This is a genomic window from Streptomyces sp. NPDC057638 (assembly GCF_042800315.1).
In the GTDB taxonomy this organism is placed as follows: Bacteria; Actinomycetota; Actinomycetes; order Streptomycetales; family Streptomycetaceae; genus Streptomyces.
On sequence record NZ_JBHVHF010000044.1, the window covers coordinates 14,121 to 37,395 of the forward strand.

Here is a 23,275-nt window from a genome sequence, read left to right on the forward strand (position 1 = left end):
GGGCCGGACCCGGGAGCCCCGTCGCTGACCAGGGCGGGGCTCCGCGCCCCCGTCGAACGGGAGTGTTACAGTCGATCTCGTACCGCATCGCATGGCGGCCTTCCACCCGAAGTCACTTCCGGAGGCACCGTCATGCCCTCTTCCGTTCCCCCCGCCGAGGTACGGCCCTTCCGCCGCGAGGACCGGGACCAGCTCACCGATCTGGTGAACGCCCACGCCGCCGCCGTCGTCCCCGGCGTCTCCGCCTCGGTGAACACCGTCCTCAGCAGCCTGGAACGGCGCCCGGACGAGTTCGTCACCAACCCCTGGGTCGCCGAGAAGCTCACCTGGGTCCTGGAGGCCGACCAGCGGATCGTCGGCGCCGCCCACCTGCTGCGCTACCGCGACACCGCCGAGGTCGGCGAGGACTACCGCGACAGCGGCGAACTCTCCTGGTTCATCTTCCTGCCCGACGCCGGGGAAGCCGCGGGACTGCTGATGTCCGCCGTCCTCGCCCAGTTCGGCCGCTGGAGCGTACGGGTCCGTTACGCCGACGGCCTGCTGCCGGTACCCGGCGTCGTCGGCGTGCCCGAGCCGTGGCCGCATGTCCGCTCGGCGCTGGAGCGGGCCGGGTTCGTCCACACCGGAGACACCGAGATCCTGCTGCTGGCCCGGGTGACCGACCTGCCCGCGCCGTCCCCCGCGCCGCTGCCCGGGCTGAGCGTCAACCGGACCGTCGGCGACCTGGGCACCCGGCTGACCGCCCGGCTCGACGGCGAGGACCTCGCCTCCCTGGAACTCGACACCTCACTGGAACGCGCCGAGCGCCACGCCCGCTCGGGCGGACTCGCCGACCTCTCCGACCTGAACCTGCCGGACGACGCGGACCCCGCGCTGGTCCGATGGCTGCTGGGGCAGGCACGGGAGTGGCTGGAACTGTGCGGGGTGGGGCGGCTGCTGGTGTCCGTGTACGAGGGCGAGGACGACGCGCGTGAACGTGACACCCTCCTCTCCCTGGGCTTCCGCGAACTGACCCGCACCGCCCGCGGCTGGCGCCACACCCCCTCCGGGGAAGAACCAGCCAGGTGAGCCCGCCCGTCCCCCGCCGGCGCGAGGCCCGCGGGGGACGGGGTCGGCCCACCCCGCGGGCCCGACAAGATCGCCCGTACAGGACCTAGCTGAGGAAGTCGAGGATGAGGCGGTTGACCTCGGTGGGGCGTTCGAGGTAGCCGACGTGGCCCGTCTCCGGCACCTCCTCGTATCTCGCCCCCGGTATCGCCCGTGCCACCTCCCGGCTCAGCCCCGGCGGTATCAGCCGGTCGTCCGCGAAGCCGATCACCAGCGTGGGGACGGTGATGGACCGGTAGGCGTCGAGGCGGTCGGGGAAGTCGGCGAGGTCGAGCTGGGCGCGGGCGCCCGCGCCGATGGCGGAGCCGGAGAGGGCGAAGATGTCGAGCCAGTCCTGGGCCACGGACGGCTTGGCGAGGGTCGCCGGGGAGAGGTTCTCCAGGGCGGCGGCGGACGCGTGGGCGGCCGGCGGCAGCACGGTCTTGGTGTCGTACAGCGCTCTCTTGGCCCGGTTGATCATGCGCTGGGAGGTGTCGAGACGGCCGTGGGCGGCGAGCAGCACGGCGCGGGTGACGAGATCCGGGCGGGCGAGGGCGAGTTCCTGGACCACCCGGGAGCCGAGGGAGGTGCCGATGACCTGGGCCGGGCCGCCCAGGTGCCCGATCAGCGCGGCGGTGTCGGCGACGAGGTCGTCGATGGTCATGCCGTCGGCGCACTCGTCGGTGGGCGGGATGCCCCGGTTGTCGAAGGTGGCCACGCGGTATCCGGCGGCGACGAGCGCGGGGACCTGGTGGACCCGCCAGACCCGGCCGGGACTTCCGCTGCCCATCACCATCACGACGAGATCGCCTTCGCCTTCCACTTCGTAGCTCAGGGTGATCCCGTTGAGCCGCGCGACCGCCATACCGTTCTCCTCCGCTGGATGGATAGGGTCCGCCGGGTCAGTGTTCCGCCAGGGAATCCGCCCGGTCAGCGACATCCTCGTCGGTGAGGGCGTCATCCTGCGAGAGGCGGTGCCTCCAGTACCCGGTGAAGGCGACGGCGCTTCTGTCGAGGCCGCGTTCGCCGACGAGATGGCGGCGGATGGCCCGTACCGCCGAGGACTCCCCGGCGACCCAGGCGAAGACGGAGCCCTCGGGGAAGACGGCGGTCCGTACGGCGTCGGCCAGCGGGGAGCCGTCGCCGGGGCGGGCGCCGTCGCGGTGGATCCAGTGGAGGGTGACGTCTCCGGCGGTGGTGAACCGCTGTTCCTCGGCGGCGCGGTCGACCTCGACGAAGGCGAGGACGCGCCGGCCGGGCTCCAGCGCCTCGATGAGCGCGCCGATCGCGGGGAGCGCGGTCTCGTCGCCCGCCAGCAGGGTCCAGTCCCGCTCTCCGGGGGTGCGGTGGTGGCTGAGCTGGGGTCCGACCATGCCGACCACGTCACCGGGTTCGGCGGTGGCGGCCCAGCTGGCCGCGGGCCCGCTGTGACCGTCGCCGTGGCCGTCGCCTCCGTGGAGGACGAAGTCGATGTCGATCTCCTGCCGCCGTGGGTCGTGGGAGCGGATGGTGTAGCTGCGCATCCAGGGCCGGTCGGCCTCGGGCATGGCCAGGTAGTCGAGGTACCAGCGGCCCACGTCGCCGTCCGGGGGCATGGGCGGGATGACCGGTGCCCGCCCGGCCCGGCGGGAGAAGAAGAGCTTCACATGCTGATCGGGGCTGACGGAGGTGAACTCGGCGAGGTCCTCACCGCCGAAGGTGACCCGGACCATGCGCGGGGTGATCCGTTCGGCGCGGGTGACGTGCAGCGCGGAGTAGGGCGGTGGTGCGGCGGGCACGGGAACCCCCAGGGAGTCGGGAGAGAGCAGAGACGAAAGCAGCTAAGGGTAGGCTAACCTCATCCCCCTTCGGCCTCGCCACACGGGTCCCTCACACCACGCGGCGCGCATCGGCATCCCGCCGGACCCACCGGTGCAGACGCGACCGTACCGATCTACCGGTACGGGACAGTCCAGGCCGGACGCATCACCCGCGCCTGGTCAGGGGCCGGTCAGCAGCGGCAGATCACCGAGGTGTTCCTCGGGCACGTCGAAGGCGTCGCCCAGGATCTCCAGATGCGGTGCGAGCCCGGCCACGAGCCGCTCGACGGTCTCGGGCACGGCACGGACCTGATCGGCGGTCAGCAGCCCGTCGGCGAGCAGTTCTCCCGTGAGCGGGGCCACCCGGCCCAGCAGGAAGAGCGCGCACAGATCGCGGAGCACGGCACGGGTACCGGATCCGTCGACCTGTTCGACGGCGGCGATGAAGGCGTCGGCCGCCTGGGCGGCGGCATGGGTGGCGACGAGGTCGAGCGCGGCACTGGAGGCGTTGTTCCAGCGGGCCAGCGCGTCGCCGGAGGGTCCGGAGCGCAGATCGCGGCGGGCCCGCTCATGCAGCGCGCGTTCGGTGGCGGCGAGCAGCGAGCGCAGGAACACCGGATCGGTCAGGGCGTCGGGGTGCGCGTGGGCGCGAGCGTCCATGACGACGGCGGCGGCGCCGGGGGCCGGGGCGGGGGCGGGGTCGCCGTCGTCCCCGGACTCCGGCGCCACGGCGGCGGCCGGATCGGCCGGGGTGTGACCGAAGATCATCTCGGCGCCCGCCTTGCACCAGATGGCGAGGTTGTCGCCCTCGGCGGTGACGGCCCCATCGGCGTTGGCGGGGTACTCGGCCAGCCCGTTGACGGGGAAGAGCCCGCGCGCGCCGCAGCGCTCCCGGGCCTCGACGGTCAGTTCGCGGCAGTTCCAGGTGATCCATCCCTTGGCGACGGCCACCAGGCGCTCGACCCGCTCGCGGTCGGCCGGGTCATGGGTGATCCAGGTCTCGGTGACGGCCCGGTGGAGATAGGTCATCGCGTAGGCGAGGGCGAGCGCCTTGAGCAGCCGCCCATGGTGGCTGCGGTGCGCGGCGAGCGGCACCCGGCTGCCCGCCGTGGGGCCGGAGATATGGCGGTTGTGGGCGTGGCGCACGGCGATGGCGAGCGCGGCCCGGCAGCCGCCGAGCGTGCTCGCGCTCATACAGAGCTTGCCGATGGTGACGCGTCCGATCGCCCGCAGGAACCGTTTGCGCGCGCTGCCCACGTCGGTGCGCAGGACGCCATCGGACGGCAGCACCCCGTGGGAGCCCTGGACCAGGGCGGTACGGGGGAGCCGCACCCGGTCGAAGGCGGTGACGCAGTGGTCGACCGGGCTGCCGACCCGTTCGGGCAGGAGGTCGATGGTGATTCCGGGCAGCGCTCCCCTGTGGTCGGTCAGCGGGACGAGGAAGAGGAAGACCCCGAGGTCCGCGCCGTCGGCCAGCAGCCGGGCGGCGACCAGACCGGACTTGGGGCCCCCCGCGGGGCTGGTGTTGGGCATGAACTTGCGGGCGCCCTCGGTGGGCGTATGGAGGACAAAGGTGTCGGTGTCACGCTCATAGGTGGCGAGGGTCTCCAGGGCCGCGGCGTCGTTTCCATGGGCCCACTCCGTGCACAGGAACGTTCCTGTGCGCGTAAGAGTGGTAAACGGGGCGAGGTCTCGTTCCGGTGAAAGGTCGTCGTCGAGCAGACTTCCGAGGAAGAGGTTGTAGTGAATTCCCGCGACGGTGGCGAGGGCGCCGTCAACGACCGCCGCCCATTCGTGCATAGCTGCGAGACGGCGGGGATCACGGGCCAGTTCCTCAGCTGAATCGATTTCCTCGTTGAAGACCCGGAGACGTTCGTACGACTGTTGCCACCGTTCGTCAACACGGGAACCGGAGCGAAAGCGGAAAGGCTCAGTTGAAATGATTTTCCGCCACTGTTTATGAGTGTGTGATGGACCGTCACGGAAGAGAGAGAGGGCCAGGTCACGGCGGTGGGGGGACCCGGCGGCAGCAGCGGCACGGGCGGGCTGGGGGCTGTCCACACGGTTTGACACGGCCACTCAACGACCACGGGTGGTCCGGGTCACCGCCCTCGTTGTCACTCGTACGAGTGACTCTTCGCCCCGCCCGGGGGAGAATCGGGAGATACCTCCACGACCCTCACCCCGCCGTAAGGAATCGGTCATAGGCGGGCGATATAAAGGCCGTTGCCCCAGAACCGGGGGTTAGCCGCGCCACTTCGGCGCCGCTCAGTCGTATTGTGTGACTTACTCAAGGAATCGTCGTGTCCGTGAAGCAACTCCCTATCCCGCCGGTCAGTACCGCGCTCAAGGATCGCGAGGAGGTGGCGGAGCGGCTCCTCCGGGTGAGCCTGCGCCGCTCCTTCGATCCCGAAAGGGACGTGGACTGGGACGCGCCGTTCGTCGCCGGGAAATGGTTCTGGCCGCCCGAGCTGGTCTCGCTCTACGACACCCCGATCTGGCGTGAGATGGACGAGGAACGGCGGCAGCGACTCGCCCAGGTAGAAAGCGGAGCCCTAGCCTCCATCGGCATCTGGTTCGAGGTCGTGGTCATGCAACTGCTGCTGCGGCACATCTACGACCGGCCCGTCACGAGCGGACATGTGCGCTACGCGCTGACGGAAATCGCCGACGAGTGCCGCCACTCCACGATGTTCGCCCGATTCCTGGCGAAGTCGGGAACGCCGGTCTACCCCATCTCCCCGTTCACACAGAATCTGACCCGGGTCTTCAAATCCTGCTCCACGACCGCCTGTTCGCTGATCTTCACCCTGCTGTGCGAGGAGGTCATCGACTGGATGCAGCGGCTGACCTTCCCGGACGAGCGGGTCCAGCCGCTGGTGCGCGAGGTGACCCGGATCCATGTGGTGGAGGAGGCGCGCCATGTCCACTACGCCCGGGAGGAGCTGCGCCGCCAGATGGCGGAGGCGGGGCGCTGGGAGCTGCGGCTGACGCGTACGGTCACCGGCGAGCTGGGGCGGGCCTTCGCCCGGTCCTTCGTCAATCCGGAGGTCTACCCGGGCTGCGGGATCGACCGTCAGCGGGCCCTCGCGCAGAGCCGGGCCAGTGAGCACCGCCGGGAGGTGCTGCGCCGGTCGGCGCGGCGGCTCGTGGTGTTCCTGGAGGACGTGGGCGCGTTCGATCCCCGGGCGCGGCGCCTGTGGTGCGCGGCGGGACTGCGCTGACCGCCACCCCTCCCGCCCCGGGGCCGCGCCCGGTCGCGTCGGCGGGTGGACATCAGGTGAACACCCGGTGGCGCGACACGGCGTCCGGTACTCACCAACAGTGAGGTCCAGGGCCGCGCAAGCGCGATTTCCGGCACTCGAGGACATCGCGAGCGGATCCCAAGCGGCCCCCGAAACACCGCTGCCACCTGGGTGTTCAGGGAACCGGAGGGGAGCTGGGACACGCCATCGGGCGCCCTCGCCCGCTACAGCGGGTGCTGTTCTGGACAGAGTGACCAGCAGATGAACCTTAGGTGAATTCCTATACGTGGTCCTTTACATCAGCGTGGTCCTCCGCCAAGGCCCAGTCCGGCAGCACGAGGAGGTCGTCCGTGTCCGACAACAACGCGTCGTCCGGCCTTTCCGCCAGCGGTGCCCGGGTGAGCCGGGAGAGCGGTTCCCGGCTCACCCGGCACGGCAGACGCTTGCTGATGGCGCGCTGGGGCGCCATCCCCGACGACACGGCCGCCACCACCGCCACCGCGAGCGCCGCCACCTCCCGTGCCTCCTCCGCCGCCGCCATCACCACCGCCACATCTGCCCCAGCCCCCGCCCGGCCCCACGGCACCTCCCGCGTCCCAGCCAGGGCCCCGGCCGCGCTCACGGTGTGGACGACCGGAGTCGTCCACGGCGTCACGGCGGCGCCCGCCCCCCGGCCACGCCTCGTCATCGCGGTGGTCGCCCCCGCCCCCGTACCGGCCGGAACGGCCACCGAGCCGACCGGAACCACCGCGACGGCCGGGGCGGCCACGGTGCCGGCCGGAACCACCGCGTCGGGCGCGGACATCGGCTCACCCGTCACCGGAGGGGCGGCGGAGCCGCCGGAGACCTGCACCCAGGCGTACGCCGAGATCCTCCAGGAGGTCCGGGTCGCGCAGACCGCGCTCCAGTTCCTGCTCGGCTTTCTGATGGCCGTCTCCGTCACCCCGCGCTTCTCCGACTTCGGCACCGCCGACCGTGCCCTCTACGTGGCCGCTCTGGTGCTCTCCCTGGGCTCGTTCGGACTGCTCACCGCGCCCGCGCCGTTCCACCGGCTGGTCACCGACCCCCGGTGCAAGGAGCGGCTGGTCCAGGTCTCGGGCCGACTGGCGCTGTGGGGACTGGTGTTGCTGATGCTCGCGCTGTCCTGCGCGGTCCTGCTGGTGCTGGGCGTGGTGCTGCCGCTCGGGCTCGCGTCCGTGCTCGCGGGCACGGTCCTGTGCTGGCTCGCCGGGTTCTGGTTCTGTATGCCGTTACGGGCGAAGCTGCGCCACGCACGGGCCACCGCGCGGGAGTGACGCACGGCCCCGCGCGGACGGTTGAGCGGTTCTTCTCCCCCAGGCTCCGCCCGGGGGACCCCCACCGGGGCGCCTGAGTCGATGTCTCGGCGCCGACATGCTCGATCGCTCGTTCCTCACGATCTCCGCGCGACGTCACTGAGATCCCCCAGGTCCGCGCCCGGGGGTGCCCCCGGACGCGTCCCTTCGGCTCAGAGTGGGTGAACCCATTCCAGCGCTCCGGGCAACAGAGGGTGTCCCACGCACCGGAGTCCAGGGAGCCACCCGCCCATGCCGCCCCAGCCCACCGATCGCCGTACCGCGCTGCGCGCCCTCACCGCCGCCGTCGCCGCCACCGGACTCTCCGGCGGCGGGTTCCTCGTGGGACGCGCCTCGCGCGCCCCCGACAAGGACGAGGGCGCGGCCCGCCCGTCGGGGCTGCCGTTCGCCTTCCGCACCCGGGGATTCGGCTGCCGTACCGGCGTACGGGAGGGGCTGCGGCCCTGGCGGGCCCGGCGGGCGGCGCAGGAGGACCGCTCGCCGCACGACGCCTCGGGGGTACGGATGTTCACGGCGCGGGGGAAGCTGCACGACCACCCGGTCGGGCAGATCCAGTACGGACTGGAGAACCTGGCGAGCCACCGCGTCACCGGGGACGCCTTCTTCCTGCGCCGGGCCCGCGCCCAGGCGGACCGGGTGGTGTCACGGCGGCACGAGCGGCGCGGGGCGTGGTTCTTCCCGTACCCCTTCCCGTTCCGGCACGACGTGCACACCGGTCTCGACTACCAGGCGCCCTGGTACTCGGGGATGGCGCAGGGCGAGGCGCTGAGCCTCTTCTCCCAGCTCGCGACCTACCCGGCGGTGCCCGCCCGGGACCGCGCCCGCTACCGGGCCGCCGCCGACGGCGCGTTCGCGTCGCTGCTGGCCGGGGACGGGCGCCAGCCCTGGGTGGTGGCGCGGGACGCGAGCCACCACCTGTGGATCCATGAGTACCCGGTGGACGCGCCCGGCACCTCCGACTACACCTACAACGGCTTCATGTTCGCCGCGCTCGGACTGTGGGACTACCACGCCATGACCGGGAACCCGCTGGCCGAACAGCTCTTCGACGGCTCGCTCACCACCCTGGACGCGGAGTTCACCACCCTGCGCAACCCGGGCTGGCTCTCCCACTACTGCCGCACCCACACCGTCCCCACCACCATGTACCACCCGGTCCATATCGATCTGCTGCTCCAGCTCTGCTGGCTCTCCGGCAGCCACCGCTTCGCCGGGCAGGCGGACGTCCTGATGGACGACCACCCCAAGGCGGCGCTGGGCAAACAGGGTGGGGAGGTCGCCCTCGCCGAGGGGAACCACACCCTGCGCCGGTTCTCGAAGGAGGGGGAACTGGAGTCCACCCGCACCCTGTCGCTGACCCGTCCGGCACGGGCCACCGCCTCCCACCGCTCCCGGATACCCGGCGGCTCCGTCCACTACCTCCTCGCCGACGGACCGGGCGCGGGCTGGTACGTCGAGGAGGAGGACCCCACCGCCGTGCTGCGCGGCGTCTGGTGCGCGCTCGACTACAGCCCCGCCCGCCGGGCGCTGCTGCCCGCCGGAGTGAGCGTGGTCTGCCGCGAGGGCGGCGCGGGCTCACGCGTCACCACCCGCACCAGGACCGTCACCTCCGCACGCGACACCCGGCTCTCCTACGATCGCCGGGCGGTGGTCGACGGGCGCCCGATGGTCCGGCTGGCGGACGGACGGCTACGGGGCTGGTGGGCCCCGGTGGCCCAGCTCCGGCTCTCGGCGACCGCGTGACGCGCCGCCGACGGCACGCGGAACCAGCCGACGAAGAACCAGACCGGCGCGTGAACCGGTTCGCCGGGTTCGGGCGAGACGGGCGCGTCAACCGGTTCGCCGGGCCTGGACGAGACAGAGACGTGAACCGATACGCCGGGTTCGGGCAACAGGAGGTGAACCCGCCCCGCACGACGAAACGGAGACCGTGTGAACGGCCCACCCGACCCGCCGGGCGACGACGCCCGGCTCGTCGACGACGCCCGGGTCATCGCCGAGTCGCTGGAACGGCCCGAGCTCTTCGGCGAGCTCTTCAACCGCCACGCGCCGGACATCCACCGCTACGCCGCGCGGCGACTCGGCGACACCACCGCCGACGACATCACCGCCGAGGTCTTCCTCGTCGCGTTCCGCACCCGCGCGCGCTACGACCTGGACCGGCCGAGCGCCCGGCCCTGGCTCTACGGGATCGCCGCCAATCTGATCGGGCGCCAGCGCCGCGACGAGGTCCGCGCCCTCAAGGCGCTGGCCCGCACCGGCCACGACCCGGTCGCCGAGTCCTGGACCGAGCGCAGCGACAGCCGTGTGGCGGCCCAGGCCGCGCACGGCCCGCTCGCGGGCGCGCTCGCGCGGCTCTCGGCCCGCGACCGCCATGTCCTGCTGCTGGTCGCCTGGGCCGATCTGAGCTACGCGGAGGTCGCCGAGGCGCTCTCCATACCCGTCGGGACGGTCCGCTCCCGGCTCAACCGGGCCCGGCGCAAGGTACGGGAGTCCCTGGGCGGCGCGGATCCCACCCTCGTACACGACGCACGACTTCAGGAGGTACCCGGCGGTGGATGATCTGACGGCCCTGCGCCGGATGCGGGAGGACGCCCCGGTCCCCGACCGCGTCCGGCTGGTCGCGGCACGGCGGCCCCTGATGGACGCCATGACGGGCGGCGCCCGGCGGCGCCGCCCCCTCGGCCGTGCGCTGAAGATCCTCGGCGCGGTGGCGGCGGTGACGGCGACGGCCGTCCTGGTCACGCTGGTCGGCCCGGTGGAGGAAGGGCGGGTGTCGGCGGCCAGCGCCCCGTTCGCGCCGGAGCGGGAGCCACGGGGGGACGCGTGGCTCTATCGCGCGTATCTCAACGTGAGCACTCCGGGGCTCCCCGGCGCGACCCGGCCCAGCGACCCGGCGCCGCCCCGGTCCACCGAGAGCAGCGAGAGCTGGAACAGCTACGGAGGGACAGCCGTCTACGTCCGCGAACAGCAGTCGAACTCCCTCCGGGGCTACAAACTCGACGGGCCCAATATCCTCGGCTCCCCCAGGAAGCTCGTCCGCGAACTCGCCCGGCTGCCCGGGGATCCGGAGGAGCTGCTCGACGCGCTCGGGCGGGCGATCCCGATCAGCGACACCTGGGGCGGCTCCCGGGCACGCGCCGACTACCGGCGGCTGTGGCTGGTGCTCTCCCAGGTCGACGGCGTGCCCCACGGCGTGCGCACGGCGATGGTACGGACGCTGCGCACCATCCCGGGGGTGGTCATCACCGAGGATGTCGAGGACGCGATGGGACGGTCCGCCATCGCCGTGTACGACGCGCTCGCGCCGAAGGACCGGGACGTCGAGCGGACGGAGCTGTTGCTCGCCCCGAAGACGTACGAGATGCGCTCGATGCGGTCGCGGCTCTCGGACACCACCGAGGGAACGACGGCCCCTCGGATGTTCGAGCGGGTGCTGATCAAGAGCCTCGTCGTGCCGGAGCAGCAGGCCGTGCGCGAGGGTCAGGACATCACGGTGACCCCCCTCACCGTCTCCGGCTCTCGCACGGCAGGCGGGGTGACGGTGTCCGGCTAGGTCCAAGGGGCCGCCGCGCGGGGTCCGTTCGGGCCCTGCGGGCGGGGGGGGCGGCAGCCGGGCACTGCCGGACGACGGCCGGGGCGCGGCGTCATCCCGGCACGTTCGCCCCTGCCCCGGCCCGGACGGGCCTACCGCGCCCGCGCCGCCACGCCCAGTCGCGCCGCCCACTCCATCGCCGTGGAGAGCCGGGCCCGGGTCGGCAGCCGGCTCACCCCGCACGCCGAGCCCATCAGCTCATGGAGGGCCGCCTCGTTGACCGTGCCCGCCTCCACGCGGGCGACGAAGCGCTCGGCCGCCATGCGGTCGCGGTACCCGGCGTCGGCGAAGGCGTTGGCCAGGGAGGTGTCGTCGAAGATCCCGGCGTAGCCGTCGCAGGAGGCGGCGAGGCCGTCGTCCTCCACGAACTCCGGGTAGGGGGCACGGCCCCAGCGCCCCCGGTCCCACCAGTAGAGATAGCCCAGCTCATAGCAGTCGTTGAGCTCCCGGAACCGCTCCACCGGCAGCCAGTCCGGCGCGTTCACCAGCAGGTCGACGGGCTTGTCGCCCCGGTAGGTGGTGTCGCTGCAATCGACGTCCTGGCCCCAGAAGACCGCACGGCCGCCGGGGTCGAGGGTCAGGCCCCAGCCCCCGTTGGAGTGGGCGCACGACAGTGCCCGCTCATGCAGCCGGAAGGCCGGACGTGCCGTCCGGGTGGCGGCGATCAGCACCAGGACCGTGGCGCGCTGCCACATCCGCTCCGGACTGCCCAGCTCCACGGGCACAGTCGGCTGGTTGATCATCTCGGTCCCCGCAGTCACTGTCCTCGGTACCGTCTCCACCGCGTACCGCTGGTCGAACATCTCAGCACCACCGAGCCGTCCGCCCGGTCACCGGGCACTCATGGGGGTCGAACGCCGTCACTGCTGTCACTGCCGTCACTGCCATCCGGAGGTTCTCCGTCGTCCGGAGTCGTCTCATGTCCTTGCCGGGAGTGCGCATACGAGGCACCTCAGGGTGGCCGTTCCGATGGTGGTTCTGGTTCTGGTCCTGGATTCTTCAGGGGCGCGGATACGAGGAGCCGGGACGTGCGACCACCGCGCGAACGCCGGGGCGCCCGCTCAGGAGACCGCGTGTCCCGGGCCTCTGAGCCGCCGTCCGGCCGCCAGGCGCACACAGGGCGCTGGGAGCGCATGGCACCGGCGCGCGGCCGTCGGCAGTGCGCGACGGCCTGCGCTGAGACGGGAGAGCACATTCGGACTCATGCACTGAACGTATCCCCAGTGCTCGACCCGATGTTCGCATTTGCTTACCGTTTACCGACGGAGCACGGGTTCCCTGTCCTGAAATCACCACACACCAGCACACCGGAAGTCAGCCTCCCCGTAGCAATCGGGAAGTCATCGCCCGGTCATTCAGGACGCGGCGGCGCATGTGCGGTGCTCAGAGGCGCACCAGGCGCACGGCGAGGGCGCGGGCACCATCAGCGCACCCCCCGGAGCGAAGCACTCCGTGTGTGAACCTCCGGCGGCGAAAAAAGGCTGGAACCCATGGAACCCCCGCCGTTGGTCGCGCACACCAGCAACCTTACGAGGTAGGTGGGGAGGGTCACTCCCCCCGGTCCTTTACCGACAAGAGGCACCTCAGAGGACCTTTCGCCCGCCTCGGGGCACCATGAGGATGTCACCCAGGTGAACGGCGGATGACCCATCCCGCCTCCGGCGTCCGACGGGGCGCGTCGGGGGCGCACGTGTCAGCACGGGTGAGCGCAGTGAGCGCACAGGTCGCGGGGCCCTGGGCGGGCGGATCGCGCCACCGACGGCGGAGTCCGCGCGTACCCGACCGCATACACAGCACGCCCGGCCGCGTACGGGCCGCACCCTGGCGCGGGCGCCCCGTCCGCCCCTCCCGGGGGGCACGGCGCACACCGCGCCCCGGCCTCCGCGCCCCCGCCCGAGAAGCCCGTACCGCAACCCCGCGCCACAGGCCCCGGGCCGGGGAGGCACGCCGCAGAGACCCGCCCTACGAGGCCCCGGACCAAGTCCGCCTCCGTCAGCGCCGTCGCCCCGGCCTGATCCCGCGTCACCCTGGTGTGGCCCACGCGCCGCGTAGGGTGGGAACGGTGTACGGATCCTCGGGCCCCACGGTGCGCGAACTCACCGTCCAGGCGCTCTCCTCCATCGAGCGCGGCTATGACCTGCTCGCCCCCAAGTTCGACGCGACCCCCTTCCGTACCGCGGACCGCCTGCTCCACGCGACCGCGCGGGCACTGCGCCCGCTGGGGCCGTTCGGGGACGGACTGGACGTCTGCTGCGGTACGGGCGCGGGCGTGGCGGTACTGCGGGAGCTGTGCGACCACGGGGTGACCGGGTTCGACCTCAGCGCGGGCATGCTCGCCCAGGCCCGGGCGCGGCTGCCCGCGCCGGACCGGCCGGGACCGGCCGTGGCGTGGGTGCGCGGGGACGCGCGGGCGCTCCCGTTCACCGGGGAGTACGACCTCGCCATCAGCCTCGGCGCGTTCGGCCACTTCCTGCCCGCCGAGCGGCCCGCGCTCTTCGCCGGGGTCCACCGCGCCCTGCGCCCCGGCGGTCTCTTCGCCTTCCCCCTGCCCGCCCCGCCGCCCGTCGGCTCCCGGCTCTACTGGACGCTGTGGGGCTTCGACGCGGCGATGCGGGTACGGAACGCGCTCTGGCGGCCCCCGTTCGTCATGTACTACCGGACCTTCCGGCTCGCGTCCGTACGGGAGGAACTGGCCCGGGCCGGATTCGCCGTGGAGCTGCGGCCGATGGAGGAGCTGGGGCGTCTGCCGGGCGGCGCGCCCCGCTGTCGGCTGGTGGTGGCGCGGCGCCCCTGACGGGTGGATGACCGGATGACGTGGCCGTGAGCCGGACCGGGAATGCCCTGTGACGTGGTCGTGAACCGGACCGGGGATGCCGTACGGAGTGATCGTGAACCGGACCGGGAACGCGGGGCGGGGTGATCGTGAGCCGGGCCCAGGCGGGCCGGAGCGTTGGTGAACCGCCGCCCTCCCGGCCGGTTCCCGGGTCCGGGCCTGGGGAAGTGGCACGGGCCCGGGATCCGGGGTGAGCGGTCAGAGCGCGGTCACACGCTCCTGGGGACGGCCCCCGGCCAGGTGGGATAACCGGGTCAGCCGTTCGAACCCCGGCCATCAGAACAGTTCGCACACGCGCCGTGCAAGCCATTAGGCGGCCTGTCCCCCAACCCCCCGGCCGTCATGGTGGATGGGCGTCAGCGAGCCCGTCAGTGAGGTGCCGCCGCCGCCCCGGCGGTCGGCGACGATCTCGGCCGCGATCGACAGCGCGGTCTCCTCCGGGGTGCGGGCCCCCAGGTCGAGCCCGATGGGGCTGCGCAGCCGGGCCAGTTCCCGCTCCGCCACCCCGGCCTCGCGCAATCGCCGCACCCGGTCCTCGTGGGTGCGGCGCGAGCCCATCGCGCCGACGTAGGCGACGGGGAGCCGCAGTGCCTCCCGCAGCAGCGGGATGTCGAACCGGGGGTCATGGGTGAGGACGCACAGGACGGTACGGGAGTCGGTCGCCGTGGTGGCCAGATAGCGGTGCGGCCACTCCACCACGACCTCGTCCGCCTCCGGGAACCGCGCCCGGGTCGCGAAGACCGGCCGCGCGTCGCAGACGGTGACGTGGTGGCCGAGGAACTTGCCGACCCGTACCAGTGCCGCCGCGAAGTCGATCGCACCGAAGACGATCATGCGGGCGGGCGGCAGGCTGGTCTCCACGAAGAGGGTGAGCGGCGTGCCGCACAGGCCGCCCCCGGATCCCACCCGTACGGTCGCGCTCCGCCCGGTGTCGAGCAGCGCCCGCGCCTCGGCGGCGGCGGTGCGGTCGAGCGCCTCCCCGCCGCCGAGGGTGCCGGAGCGCGTTCCGTCGGGGCGTACGAGGAGGGCGCGGCCGGTCAGTGCGCCGCCGTCCACCACCCGGACCAGGGCGGCGGGCCGCCCCTGGACCACGGCGGCGAGGGCCGTGGCGACGGGGTCGGACGCGTCCGGCGGAGGCGGCGGGGCGGGCGTCCGGTCCCGTACCGGCTCCGGAATCCGGCCCGGTGCCCGCTCCGGGACCGAGCCCGGCTCCCGCCCGCTCCCCGGCGCGGCGCTCCCCTGGTGGCGCGTCACCAGCACCTCCATGGAGCCCCCGCACATCAGGCCCGCCGCGAAGGCGTCCTCGTCGCTGTGGTCGAACCGGGCGACGGCCGGGCGCCCTTCGGCGAGGACGCGCTCACACAGTTCGTACACCGCGCCTTCCACACAGCCGCCGGAGACCGAGCCGACCGCCGTGCCCTCCGCGTCGACGGCGAGCGCGGCGCCGGGCCCGCGCGGGGCGCTGCCCGTCACGGAGACCACCGTGGCGACGGCGAAGGCGCGGCCCTCGGCCATCCAGCGGTGGAGTTCGGCGGCGATGTCCAGCATGGGCTCTCCTCTGCGCGGACGGGCGGCGGCTCACCCGCCCATAGTGCCGGTGATACCAGTGGTACCGGTGAGGTGTTCCGGGCGGACCGGGGTCCGGGTGAGCGCCAGCCCGGTGGCGGCGCGGATCGCCGCGAGGACGGCCGGGGTCGAGGACAGGGTGGGGGCCTCACCGACGCCGCGCAGTCCGTAGGGCGCGTGGGTGTCGGCGAGTTCGAGGAAGTCGACGGGGATGGCGGGGGTGTCGAGGATGGTGGGGATCAGATAGTCGGTGAAGGAGGGGTTGCGCACCCGTGCGGTGGCGGGGTCGACCAGGATCTCCTCCATCACCGCGACCCCGAGGCCCTGGGTGGTGCCGCCCTGGATCTGGCCGACGACGGAGAGCGGGTTGAGGGCCTTGCCGACGTCCTGGGCACAGGCGAGTTCGACGACCTTCACCAGGCCGAGTTCGGTGTCGACGTCGACGACCGCGCGATGGGCGGCGAAGGAGTACTGCACATGGCCACGGCCCTGGCCGGTGACGCGGTCGAAGGGCTCGGTGGGGCGGTGGCGCCACTCGTCCACGACCTCGACCACATCGTCCTGGAGGACCTCGACGAGGTCCGCGAGCACCTCACCCCCGTCGGTGACGACCCTGCCGTCCTCCAGCAGCAGATCGGCGGTGGCCCAGGCGGGATGGCGGCTGCCGAACCGGCGCCGCCCCAGCTCCAGCACCCGCTCGCGGACCTGTGCGCAGACATGCCGGACGGCGCCGCCGGTGACATAGGTCTGCCGGGAGGCGGAGGTCGACCCGGCGGAGCCGACCCGGGTGTCGGCGGGCTGGATGGTGACCTGGGTGACGCCGAGTTCGGTGCGGGCGATCTGGGCATGGACGGTGACACCGCCCTGGCCGACCTCGGCCATCGCGGTGTGCACGGTGACCTGGGGCGCGCCGCCGATGACCGCCAGCCGGACCCGGGCGGTGGAGTAGTCGTCGAAGCCCTCGGAGAAGCCGACGTTCTTGATGCCGACGGCGTAGCCGACACCCCGGACGACGCCTTCGCCGTGGGTGGTGTTGGAGAGGCCGCCGGGCAGCGCGCGGATGTCGGGGGCGCCGCCCGCGCTCTCCCAGGGCCGCTCGGGCGGCAGCGGCCGGGCCTTGACCCGGCGCAGGAGTTCGGCGACGGGCGCCGGGGAGTCCACGAGCTGGCCGGTGGGCATGCGGCTGCCCTGCCGCATGGCGTTGCGCCGGCGCAGTTCGACCGGGTCGAGCCCGAGTTCGGCGGCGAGCCGGTCCATCTGGGCCTCGTAGGCGAAGCACGCCTGGACCGCGCCGAAGCCGCGCATCGCGCCACAGGGCGGGTTGTTGGTGTAGAGCGCGAGGGCCTCGATGTCGACGGCGTCGACCTCGTAGGGACCCACACCGAGGGAGGCGGCGTTGCCGACGACGGCCGGGGAGGAGGAGGCGTAGGCGCCGCCGTCGAGGACGATCCGGGCCCGTACGTGGGTGAGCCGCCCGTCCCGCGTGGCGCCGTGCTCGTAGGTGAGCCGGGCCGGGTGGCGGTGGACATGGCCGAAGAAGGACTCGAAGCGGTTGTAGACCATCTTGACCGGACGCCCGGTGCGCAGCGCGAGCAGACAGGCGTGGATCTGCATGGAGAGGTCCTCGCGGCCGCCGAAGGCGCCGCCGACACCGGAGAGGGTCATCCGCACCTTGTCCTCGGGCAGTCCGAGGACGGGCGCGATCTGCCGGAGGTCGGCGTGGAGCCACTGGGTGGCGACGTACAGCTCCACCCCGCCGTCGTCGGCGGGCACCGCGAGCCCGGACTCGGGCCCCAGGAACGCCTGGTCCTGCATGCCGAAGGTGTACTCACCGCGGACGACGACATCGGCGCGGGCGGCGGCCGCCGTGACGTCCCCCCGTACGACGGGCTGGCGGTGGACGATGTTGGGGTGGGCCACATGGGGCGCGTGGTGGTCCGTGCGGTGTTCGTGGAGGACGGGGGCGCCGGGCGCGGTCGCCGACTTCTCGTCGGTGACCACGGGCAGTTCGCCGTAGTCGACCCGGATCCTCGCGGCGGCGCGGCGGGCGGTCTCGGGATGGTCGGCGGCGACGAGGGCGACGGGCTCGCCGTGGTGGCGGACCCGGCCGTGGGCGAGGACGGGGGTGTCCTGGATCTCCAGCCCGTAGTGGGTCACGGCGGTGGGCAGGTCGTCATAGGTGAGGACGGCGTGGACGCCGGGTGTCGCGAGCGCCTCGGTGATGTCGAGGGAGCGGATGGTGGCGTGGGCGACGGTGGAGCGCAGGGTGTGGCCCCAGAGCATGTCCTCGTGCCACATATCGGAGGAGTAGGCGAACTCGCCGGTCACCTTGAGCAGTCCGTCGGGGCGGGGGGTGGACTCACCGATCCCGCCCCGGGTGCGCGCTGCCTGGGTGAGGTCGCCGGGGGCTCCGGTGGGGTTCATGAACGCTCCTCCCGCTGGCGGGCGGCGGCGAGCCGGACCGCGTCGAGGATCTTCTCGTAGCCGGTGCAGCGGCAGAGGTTGCCGGAGAGTGCCTCGCGGATGTCGGCGTCGGAGGGGTCGGCGTCACGGGCGAGGAGGTCGTCGGCGGCGACGAGGAGCCCGGGGGTGCAGAAGCCGCACTGGACGGCTCCGGCGTCGAGGAAGGCACGCTGGACGGGGGCGAGGGGGGTGTCCTGGGAGCCGTGGGGACTCCAGCGGCGGGCGTCATCGAGGGAGGTTCCGGGGGCGGTTGTGCCGGACGGCACGGTTGATGTCTCGGCTGCCCCTGATGCCTCTGCTCCGTCCAGTGGCCCCGGTGTCCCCGATACTCCGGGTACCTCCGGTGTCTCTGGTGTCTCCGGTGCCTCTGGTGTCCTCGGTGCCTTCAGTGTCTCTGGTGTCGCTGGTGCCTCCGGTGCCTCCGGTGCCTCCGGTGCCTCCGGTACGGAGTCGGGGGTGGCGCCCCCGCCGCTCCCCCTGCCGGGCGCGCCGGGGCCGGGCGGCGATCCGTCCCGTACCGCGTCCGTACCGGAGCCATCCCGGGCGGAGCCGTCGTGAGCGCACGCCCGGTCATGGGCGCACGCCTGGTCACGGGCTCGCGCCCGGTCGTGGGCCCGGTCGTGGGCGTGGCGGGCGAGACCCTCCACCGTCACCACGCCACGGCCCTCGGCCTGGCCCGCGGCGACCAGACAGGAGCAGACCAGCGCCCCGTCCAGCCGGACCGTGCAGGAGCCGCACTCCCCCTGTTCGCAGGCGTTCTTGGAGCCCGGCAGGCCCAGGCGCTCCCGCAGGACGTAGAGAAGGCTCTCGCCCTCCCAGACGCCGTCGACTGTCTGTCGCCGTCCGTTGACGGTGAGGTTCACGCGCACCGGCCACTCCTGTCTTCACGGTACGACCGCCAGGTCCACAGCAGCGTGCGCCGGGCGAGCACACCGACCGCGTGCCGCCGGTAGGCGGCGGTGCCACGGACGTCGTCGATCGGGTTGCAGGCCCCGGCCGCCAGCTCGGCGAAGTGCCGGACGGCCGAAGGCGGGATGGTGGCGCCGCTCTCCCAGCAGCCCTCCTCCGCCAGCGCGGCGGTGAGGAACTCCTCGGCCGCGCGGGCCCGTACCGGGGTGGGCGCGGCGGAGCCGATACCGGTACGGACGGTCCGGGTCGCGGGGTGGAGGGCGAGGCCGAAGGCACAGACGGCGATGACCATGGCGTTGCGGGTGCCGACCTTGGCGAACTGCTGGGGTCCGTCGGCGCGGGCGATGTGGATGGCGCGGATCAGCTCGTCGGGGGCGAGGGCGTTGCGCTTGACCCCGGTATAGAAGGCGTCGACCGGTATGCGGCGGCTGCCGCGTACGGAGGCGACCTCGATCTCGGCGCCCGCCGCGAGCAGCGCCGGGTGGGCGTCCCCGGCGGGGGAGGCGGTGCCGAGGTTGCCTCCGACGCCACCCCGGTTGCGTATCTGCGGGGAGGCGACGGTGTGGGCGGCCAGCGCGAGCCCCGGCAGTTCGTCCGCCAGCTCCTCGATGATCCGGGTGTACGGGACGGACGCGCCGAGCCGCACGGTCTCCGCGCCCACCTCCCACTCCTCCAGATCGCGGACACGGGTGAGATCCAGCAGATGGCTGGGACGGCGATGGTCGAAGTTGATCTCCACCATGACGTCGGTGCCGCCCGCGATGGGCACCGCCGTGGGGTGCTCGGCCTTGGCGGCGAGCGCCTCTTCCCAGCTGGCGGGGCGGAGGAAGTCCATCAGCGGCTCTCTTCCGTTGACGCGGGGTACACGGCCGAGCACGGGAGGTCCCGGCGGGTCCGGCGGATCCCGTCCCCTGCCAGGTCCGGTCTCTCGGGTCCCGCGGATCCGTCCGGCCCCTCAGGGCCATCCGGGCCCTCCGGTCCCTCAGGTCCCTCCGGCACAGAGGACCGTCGAGCCCCACCGAGAGTCAGTAGACCGGCGCCAGATCACCGTGGTGCAGTCACCGAACCCATGAAGGAGTTGGCTGGTCGCCGGGCGTATCTTGTAGATTCGAACGAAGATGAGAAGACGGGTCTCCGGAAACCTCTCCGTTTCCCATGGAACCCGTACGACGCGGAAAACCCAAGCACCCCGCGAGTGAGCCGACTGGACTCGGCGCACCCGGGCGACCCGGAGACGGGACCCCGCCGGGGGCTGGGCACGAACGAGATGATCGGCGGCGAGGCATGCGGCTGCGCGCACTGCTGGAGAACGACGCGCTGGGCCTGCGACTGCTCGGCGGCGCGGACGAACTGGACCGCTCGGTCCGGGGCGTGATGACCACGGACCTCAGGGACCCGAGCCGCTATCTCGCCGGAGGCGAGCTGGTGCTGTCGGGGCTGGCCTGGCGGCGCACGCCGCAGGACGCGGAACCGTTCGTACGGATCCTGGTGGCGGCGGGGGTCGCCGGGCTCGCGGCGGGAACGGCGGAGCTGGGCGGGGTCCCCGACGATCTGGTGGAGGCGTGCGCCCGGCACCGGCTGCCGCTCTTCGCGGTGGACGAGTCGGTGGCGTTCGCGACGATCACCGAGTACGTGGTGCGCCAGGTCTCCGGCGAGCGCGCGGGCGATCTCGCGGCGGTCGTGGACCGGCACCGCAGGCTGATGACGTCGGGTCCGGCGGGCGGCGGCCCGGAGGTGGTCCTGGATCTGCTCGGCTCCGACCTGGATCTGCGGGCCTGGGTGCTCTCACCGACCGGCCGCCGGGTCGCGGGGGACGCGCTGCCCGGACCGGTGGGCGCGGCACTGGCGGCCGAGCACCTCGCGGCCGTCCGGGCGGGACGGCACGCCCCGCACCGCGCGGTCGCCGAGGGTGTCGTCTACTCTCTCTTCCCGGTGCGCGCCCGGGGCACCGGGAGCGACGCCGACGGCCCTCGGGGCGACGGCACGGCGGGGCCGTACGGCGACGCGCTGAGCGACTGGTTCCTCGTCGTCGCCGCGGACGCCACCGAGTGGCCCGCCGAGCGGCTCGACCTGCTCCAGGGCGTCACCCAGCTGATCGCCGTGGAACGCGACCGCCGCGAGGCCGCGCACACGGTACGCCGGCGGCTGGCCCAGGAGGTCCTCGAACTGGTCCAGGCGGGCGCGGCCCCGGCCGAGATCGCGGCCCGGCTGCGGGTGGCGGGCCCGGTCCTGCTGCCGGGGCTGGTGTCGGCGCCGCACTGGCAGGTCGTGGTGGCGCGGGTGGAGTGCGGCGCGCCGGACGACGGCGCGGGCGCGGTCACCCGGGCGGTACTGGAGGAAGTACTCGACACCGCCCATGTCTCCGGCCTCCCGGACGCGCCGGGGCAGGAGTCCTCGGACCGGGTCGCGGTGGCGCACACCGGGGACGAGGCGGTGGCGCTGGTGCCGCTGACCTCGCCGCTCCTGGTGGAGGGGGCGCCCGGGTCCGGGTCCGGAGAGGGCGGGCTGCGGGCCGATGCCCTGCTGGCGGCGGTGAGCGGGCCGCTGGCGGCGGGACTGGGGGACGACGGGCGGCTGACGGTCGGGGTGAGCGCGCCGGTCAGCTCGGCGGAGGGACTGCGCGGGGCGCTGGAGGAGGCCCGGCACGCCCGCCGGGTGGCGGCGGCGCGTCCGGGCCCGGTGAACGCGGCGGGCCATCACGAACTGGCCTCGCATGTCCTGCTGCTGCCGTTCGTCCCGGACGACGTGCGCCGGGCGTTCACGGCACGGCTGCTGGATCCGCTGCGGGAGTACGACCGGCGGCACCGGGCCGAGCTGATCCCGACCCTGGAGGCGTTCCTGGAGTCGGACGGCTCCTGGACGCGGTGTGCGCAGAAGCTCCATCTGCATGTGAACACCCTGCGGTACCGGGTGGGACGGATCGAGCAGCTCACAGGTCGGGATCTGTCGAAACTTGAGGACAAAATGGACTTTTTCCTCGCGCTGCGCATGAGTTGAGACGTGTGCCGTACCGGAGACGGGAAAGGGGCGGGCATCCGCCCCGGGTGCCTCTCGCCCCCGAATTCCGATGGCCTGAATTCGATCTTGATAAGGCGAACTCCCCTTGCATCGCGGCCATTTGTGCAGCCCATTCGCCATCCGTCAGCCCATAGCGACAAAAAACACATGGCCGAAAATTGACAGTTAGGTAAGCCTCGCCATATTCATATGGCGTTCCGTCGTACCCCGCGACCGGCGCCGATCGCCGTGCCGTGGGCCGCCCAGGAGGCTTCCATGTCACGCCCGTCCGTCCGCCGCGCCCGCCGCGTCAGCGCGCTCGCGCTCTCCGCCCTGCTCCTGCCCGTCCTCGCCGCCTGCGGTGGCACGGAGGAGAAGAAGGACACCGCCGCCAAGGACGGGAAGAAGAAGGAGAGCGCGGAGGAGCTGGTCATCTACTCCGGCCGCAACGAGGAGCTGATCTCCCCGATCCTCGACAAGCTGGAGCAGGCCACCGGCACCAAGGTCCAGGTCCGCTACGGCGACAGCGCGGAGCTGGCCGCCCAGATCCTGGAGGAGGGCGACCGCACCAAGGCCGGGCTCTTCTTCTCCCAGGACGCCGGGGCGCTCGGCGCGCTCTCCCAGGCGGGGATGCTCGCCAAGCTGCCGCAGAAGTCGCTCGACAAGGTCGACACCGCCTTCCGCGGCGGCGAGGGCGACTGGGTCGGCGTCTCCGGCCGCTCGCGCGTCATCGCCTACAACCCGAAGCAGGCCCCGAAGGCGCCCGACAGCGTCCACGACCTGGTGAAGCCGGAGTGGAAGGGCAAGGTCGGCTACGCGCCCACCAACGCCTCCTTCCAGGCCTTCGTCACCGGCATGCGCGTCCTGGAGGGCGACGCCGCCACCCTGAAGTGGCTCAAGGGCCTGAAGGCCAACGGCGCCAAGCAGTACGCGAAGAACGGCGTCGTGCTCGACGCGGTGGACAAGGGCGAGGTCTCCCTCGGCCTGATCAACCACTACTACTGGTACGAGAAGGTCGCCGAGGTCGGCGCCGACAAGGTCAACGCGAAGATCCACTTCCTGCCGGGCGGCGACCCGGGCGCCCTGATCAACGCGGCGGGCGTCGGCGTCCTCAAGGCGGGCGGACAGTCCGGTGCCGCCGAGAAGGCCGTGGACTTCCTGCTCTCCAGCGAGGCGCAGACCTACTTCGCCAACGAGACCAAGGAGTACCCGCTGGCCTCCGGCGTGACCTCCGCCGTCAAGGGCCTCCCGGCGCTGGACTCCCTCGACGCCCCCAAGATCGACCTGGGCAAGCTGGAGTCGCTCCAGAAGACCCTGGAGATGCTGAAGGAAGCCGGGCTGGTCTAGCCCGTACCCGGTAGCGGGCTGGTCCGTCCCGTACCCGGTGACGGCTGGTCCGTCCCGTACCGGTTCAGACGAACGGCGGTGCCCCGCGATCACTCGATCGC

General features: G+C 72.8%; 16 protein-coding genes and 2 pseudogenes. 9 read left to right on the plus strand and 9 right to left on the minus strand.

All coding sequences use genetic code 11. The features are described 5' to 3' along the window. Window positions 1–132: 132 nt before the first annotated feature. Entirely contained in the window at window positions 133–1,068 is a 936-nt protein-coding gene (locus ACFVIM_RS09190) for a GNAT family N-acetyltransferase (RefSeq protein WP_384300036.1), read from the plus strand. 85 nt (window positions 1,069–1,153) lie between these two features. On the opposite strand, the gene ACFVIM_RS09195 is transcribed toward ACFVIM_RS09190, so the two are convergent. From ACFVIM_RS09195 to ACFVIM_RS09205, 3 genes are all read right to left on the minus strand, one after another. Further along, a complete protein-coding gene (locus ACFVIM_RS09195; protein ID WP_384300037.1) occupies window positions 1,154–1,951 on the minus strand; it encodes an alpha/beta fold hydrolase in 798 nt (265 codons plus the stop codon). 37 nt (window positions 1,952–1,988) lie between these two features. Then, on the minus strand, window positions 1,989–2,864 hold the full coding sequence (locus ACFVIM_RS09200; protein ID WP_384300038.1) for a siderophore-interacting protein: 876 nt from the start codon (window positions 2,862–2,864) through the stop codon (window positions 1,989–1,991). Window positions 2,865–3,065: 201 nt separating this feature from the next. Then, window positions 3,066–4,685 (minus strand): acyl-CoA dehydrogenase, encoded by a 1,620-nt coding sequence (locus ACFVIM_RS09205; RefSeq protein WP_384300039.1) that lies wholly within the window; start codon window positions 4,683–4,685, stop codon window positions 3,066–3,068. A gap of 509 nt (window positions 4,686–5,194) precedes the next feature. Between ACFVIM_RS09205 and ACFVIM_RS09210 the strand changes: the two genes are divergently transcribed. From ACFVIM_RS09210 to ACFVIM_RS09230, 5 genes are all read left to right on the plus strand, one after another. Beyond that, window positions 5,195–6,109, plus strand: a complete 915-nt coding sequence (locus ACFVIM_RS09210) for a diiron oxygenase (protein ID WP_384300040.1) — start codon at window positions 5,195–5,197, stop codon at window positions 6,107–6,109. Between the two features lie 371 nt (window positions 6,110–6,480). Beyond that, entirely contained in the window at window positions 6,481–7,425 is a 945-nt protein-coding gene (locus ACFVIM_RS09215; RefSeq protein ID WP_384300041.1) for a DUF6328 family protein, read from the plus strand. 270 nt (window positions 7,426–7,695) lie between these two features. Beyond that, window positions 7,696–9,207 (plus strand): D-glucuronyl C5-epimerase family protein, encoded by a 1,512-nt coding sequence (locus tag ACFVIM_RS09220; RefSeq protein ID WP_384300042.1) that lies wholly within the window; start codon window positions 7,696–7,698, stop codon window positions 9,205–9,207. A gap of 189 nt (window positions 9,208–9,396) precedes the next feature. Next, window positions 9,397–10,026 carry an RNA polymerase sigma factor gene (locus ACFVIM_RS09225; RefSeq protein WP_384300043.1) on the plus strand — a complete coding sequence of 210 codons (630 nt, stop codon included), beginning with the start codon at window positions 9,397–9,399 and terminating at the stop codon, window positions 10,024–10,026. After that, window positions 10,019–11,020, plus strand: coding sequence for a hypothetical protein (locus tag ACFVIM_RS09230; protein ID WP_384300044.1), 1,002 nt, complete (start codon window positions 10,019–10,021; stop codon window positions 11,018–11,020). The genes ACFVIM_RS09225 and ACFVIM_RS09230 overlap by 8 nt, the downstream gene beginning before the upstream one ends. Before the next feature lie 131 nt (window positions 11,021–11,151). On the opposite strand, the gene ACFVIM_RS09235 is transcribed toward ACFVIM_RS09230, so the two are convergent. Continuing rightward, a complete protein-coding gene (locus ACFVIM_RS09235) occupies window positions 11,152–11,862 on the minus strand; it encodes a hypothetical protein (RefSeq protein WP_384300045.1) in 711 nt (236 codons plus the stop codon). Between the two features lie 1,259 nt (window positions 11,863–13,121). On the opposite strand from ACFVIM_RS09235, the gene ACFVIM_RS09240 reads away from it, so the two are divergent. Next, window positions 13,122–13,853, plus strand: a complete 732-nt coding sequence (locus ACFVIM_RS09240; RefSeq protein WP_384300046.1) for a class I SAM-dependent methyltransferase — start codon at window positions 13,122–13,124, stop codon at window positions 13,851–13,853. Between the two features lie 348 nt (window positions 13,854–14,201). Here ACFVIM_RS09240 and ACFVIM_RS09245 read toward each other — a convergent pair whose 3' ends face one another. From ACFVIM_RS09245 to ACFVIM_RS09265, 5 genes and pseudogenes are all read right to left on the minus strand, one after another. Next, window positions 14,202–15,440: an XdhC family protein gene (locus ACFVIM_RS09245; RefSeq protein ID WP_384300047.1), complete on the minus strand. Its 1,239-nt coding sequence runs from the start codon at window positions 15,438–15,440 to the stop codon at window positions 14,202–14,204. A 30-nt stretch (window positions 15,441–15,470) separates the two neighbouring features. Next, complete coding sequence (locus tag ACFVIM_RS09250) at window positions 15,471–17,882, minus strand: xanthine dehydrogenase family protein molybdopterin-binding subunit (RefSeq protein WP_384300048.1); 2,412 nt, start codon at window positions 17,880–17,882, stop codon at window positions 15,471–15,473. After that, window positions 17,879–18,163: pseudogene (locus ACFVIM_RS09255) on the minus strand ((2Fe-2S)-binding protein); the annotation flags it as partial. The pseudogene ACFVIM_RS09255 and the gene ACFVIM_RS09250, both read right to left, overlap by 4 nt. A 375-nt stretch (window positions 18,164–18,538) precedes the next feature. Then, window positions 18,539–18,790 (minus strand): annotated as a pseudogene (locus ACFVIM_RS09260) ((2Fe-2S)-binding protein); the annotation flags it as partial. Continuing rightward, complete coding sequence (locus tag ACFVIM_RS09265; RefSeq protein WP_384300049.1) at window positions 18,781–19,665, minus strand: FAD binding domain-containing protein; 885 nt, start codon at window positions 19,663–19,665, stop codon at window positions 18,781–18,783. The pseudogene ACFVIM_RS09260 and the gene ACFVIM_RS09265, both read right to left, overlap by 10 nt. Window positions 19,666–20,114: 449 nt before the next feature. Here ACFVIM_RS09265 and ACFVIM_RS09270 point away from each other — a divergent pair, with 449 nt between their 5' ends. Both ACFVIM_RS09270 and ACFVIM_RS09275 read left to right on the plus strand, forming a co-directional pair. After that, window positions 20,115–21,827, plus strand: coding sequence for a PucR family transcriptional regulator (locus ACFVIM_RS09270; RefSeq protein ID WP_384300050.1), 1,713 nt, complete (start codon window positions 20,115–20,117; stop codon window positions 21,825–21,827). Between the two features lie 276 nt (window positions 21,828–22,103). Next, window positions 22,104–23,174, plus strand: coding sequence for an iron ABC transporter substrate-binding protein (locus ACFVIM_RS09275; protein ID WP_384300051.1), 1,071 nt, complete (start codon window positions 22,104–22,106; stop codon window positions 23,172–23,174). Window positions 23,175–23,275: the final 101 nt, after the last annotated feature.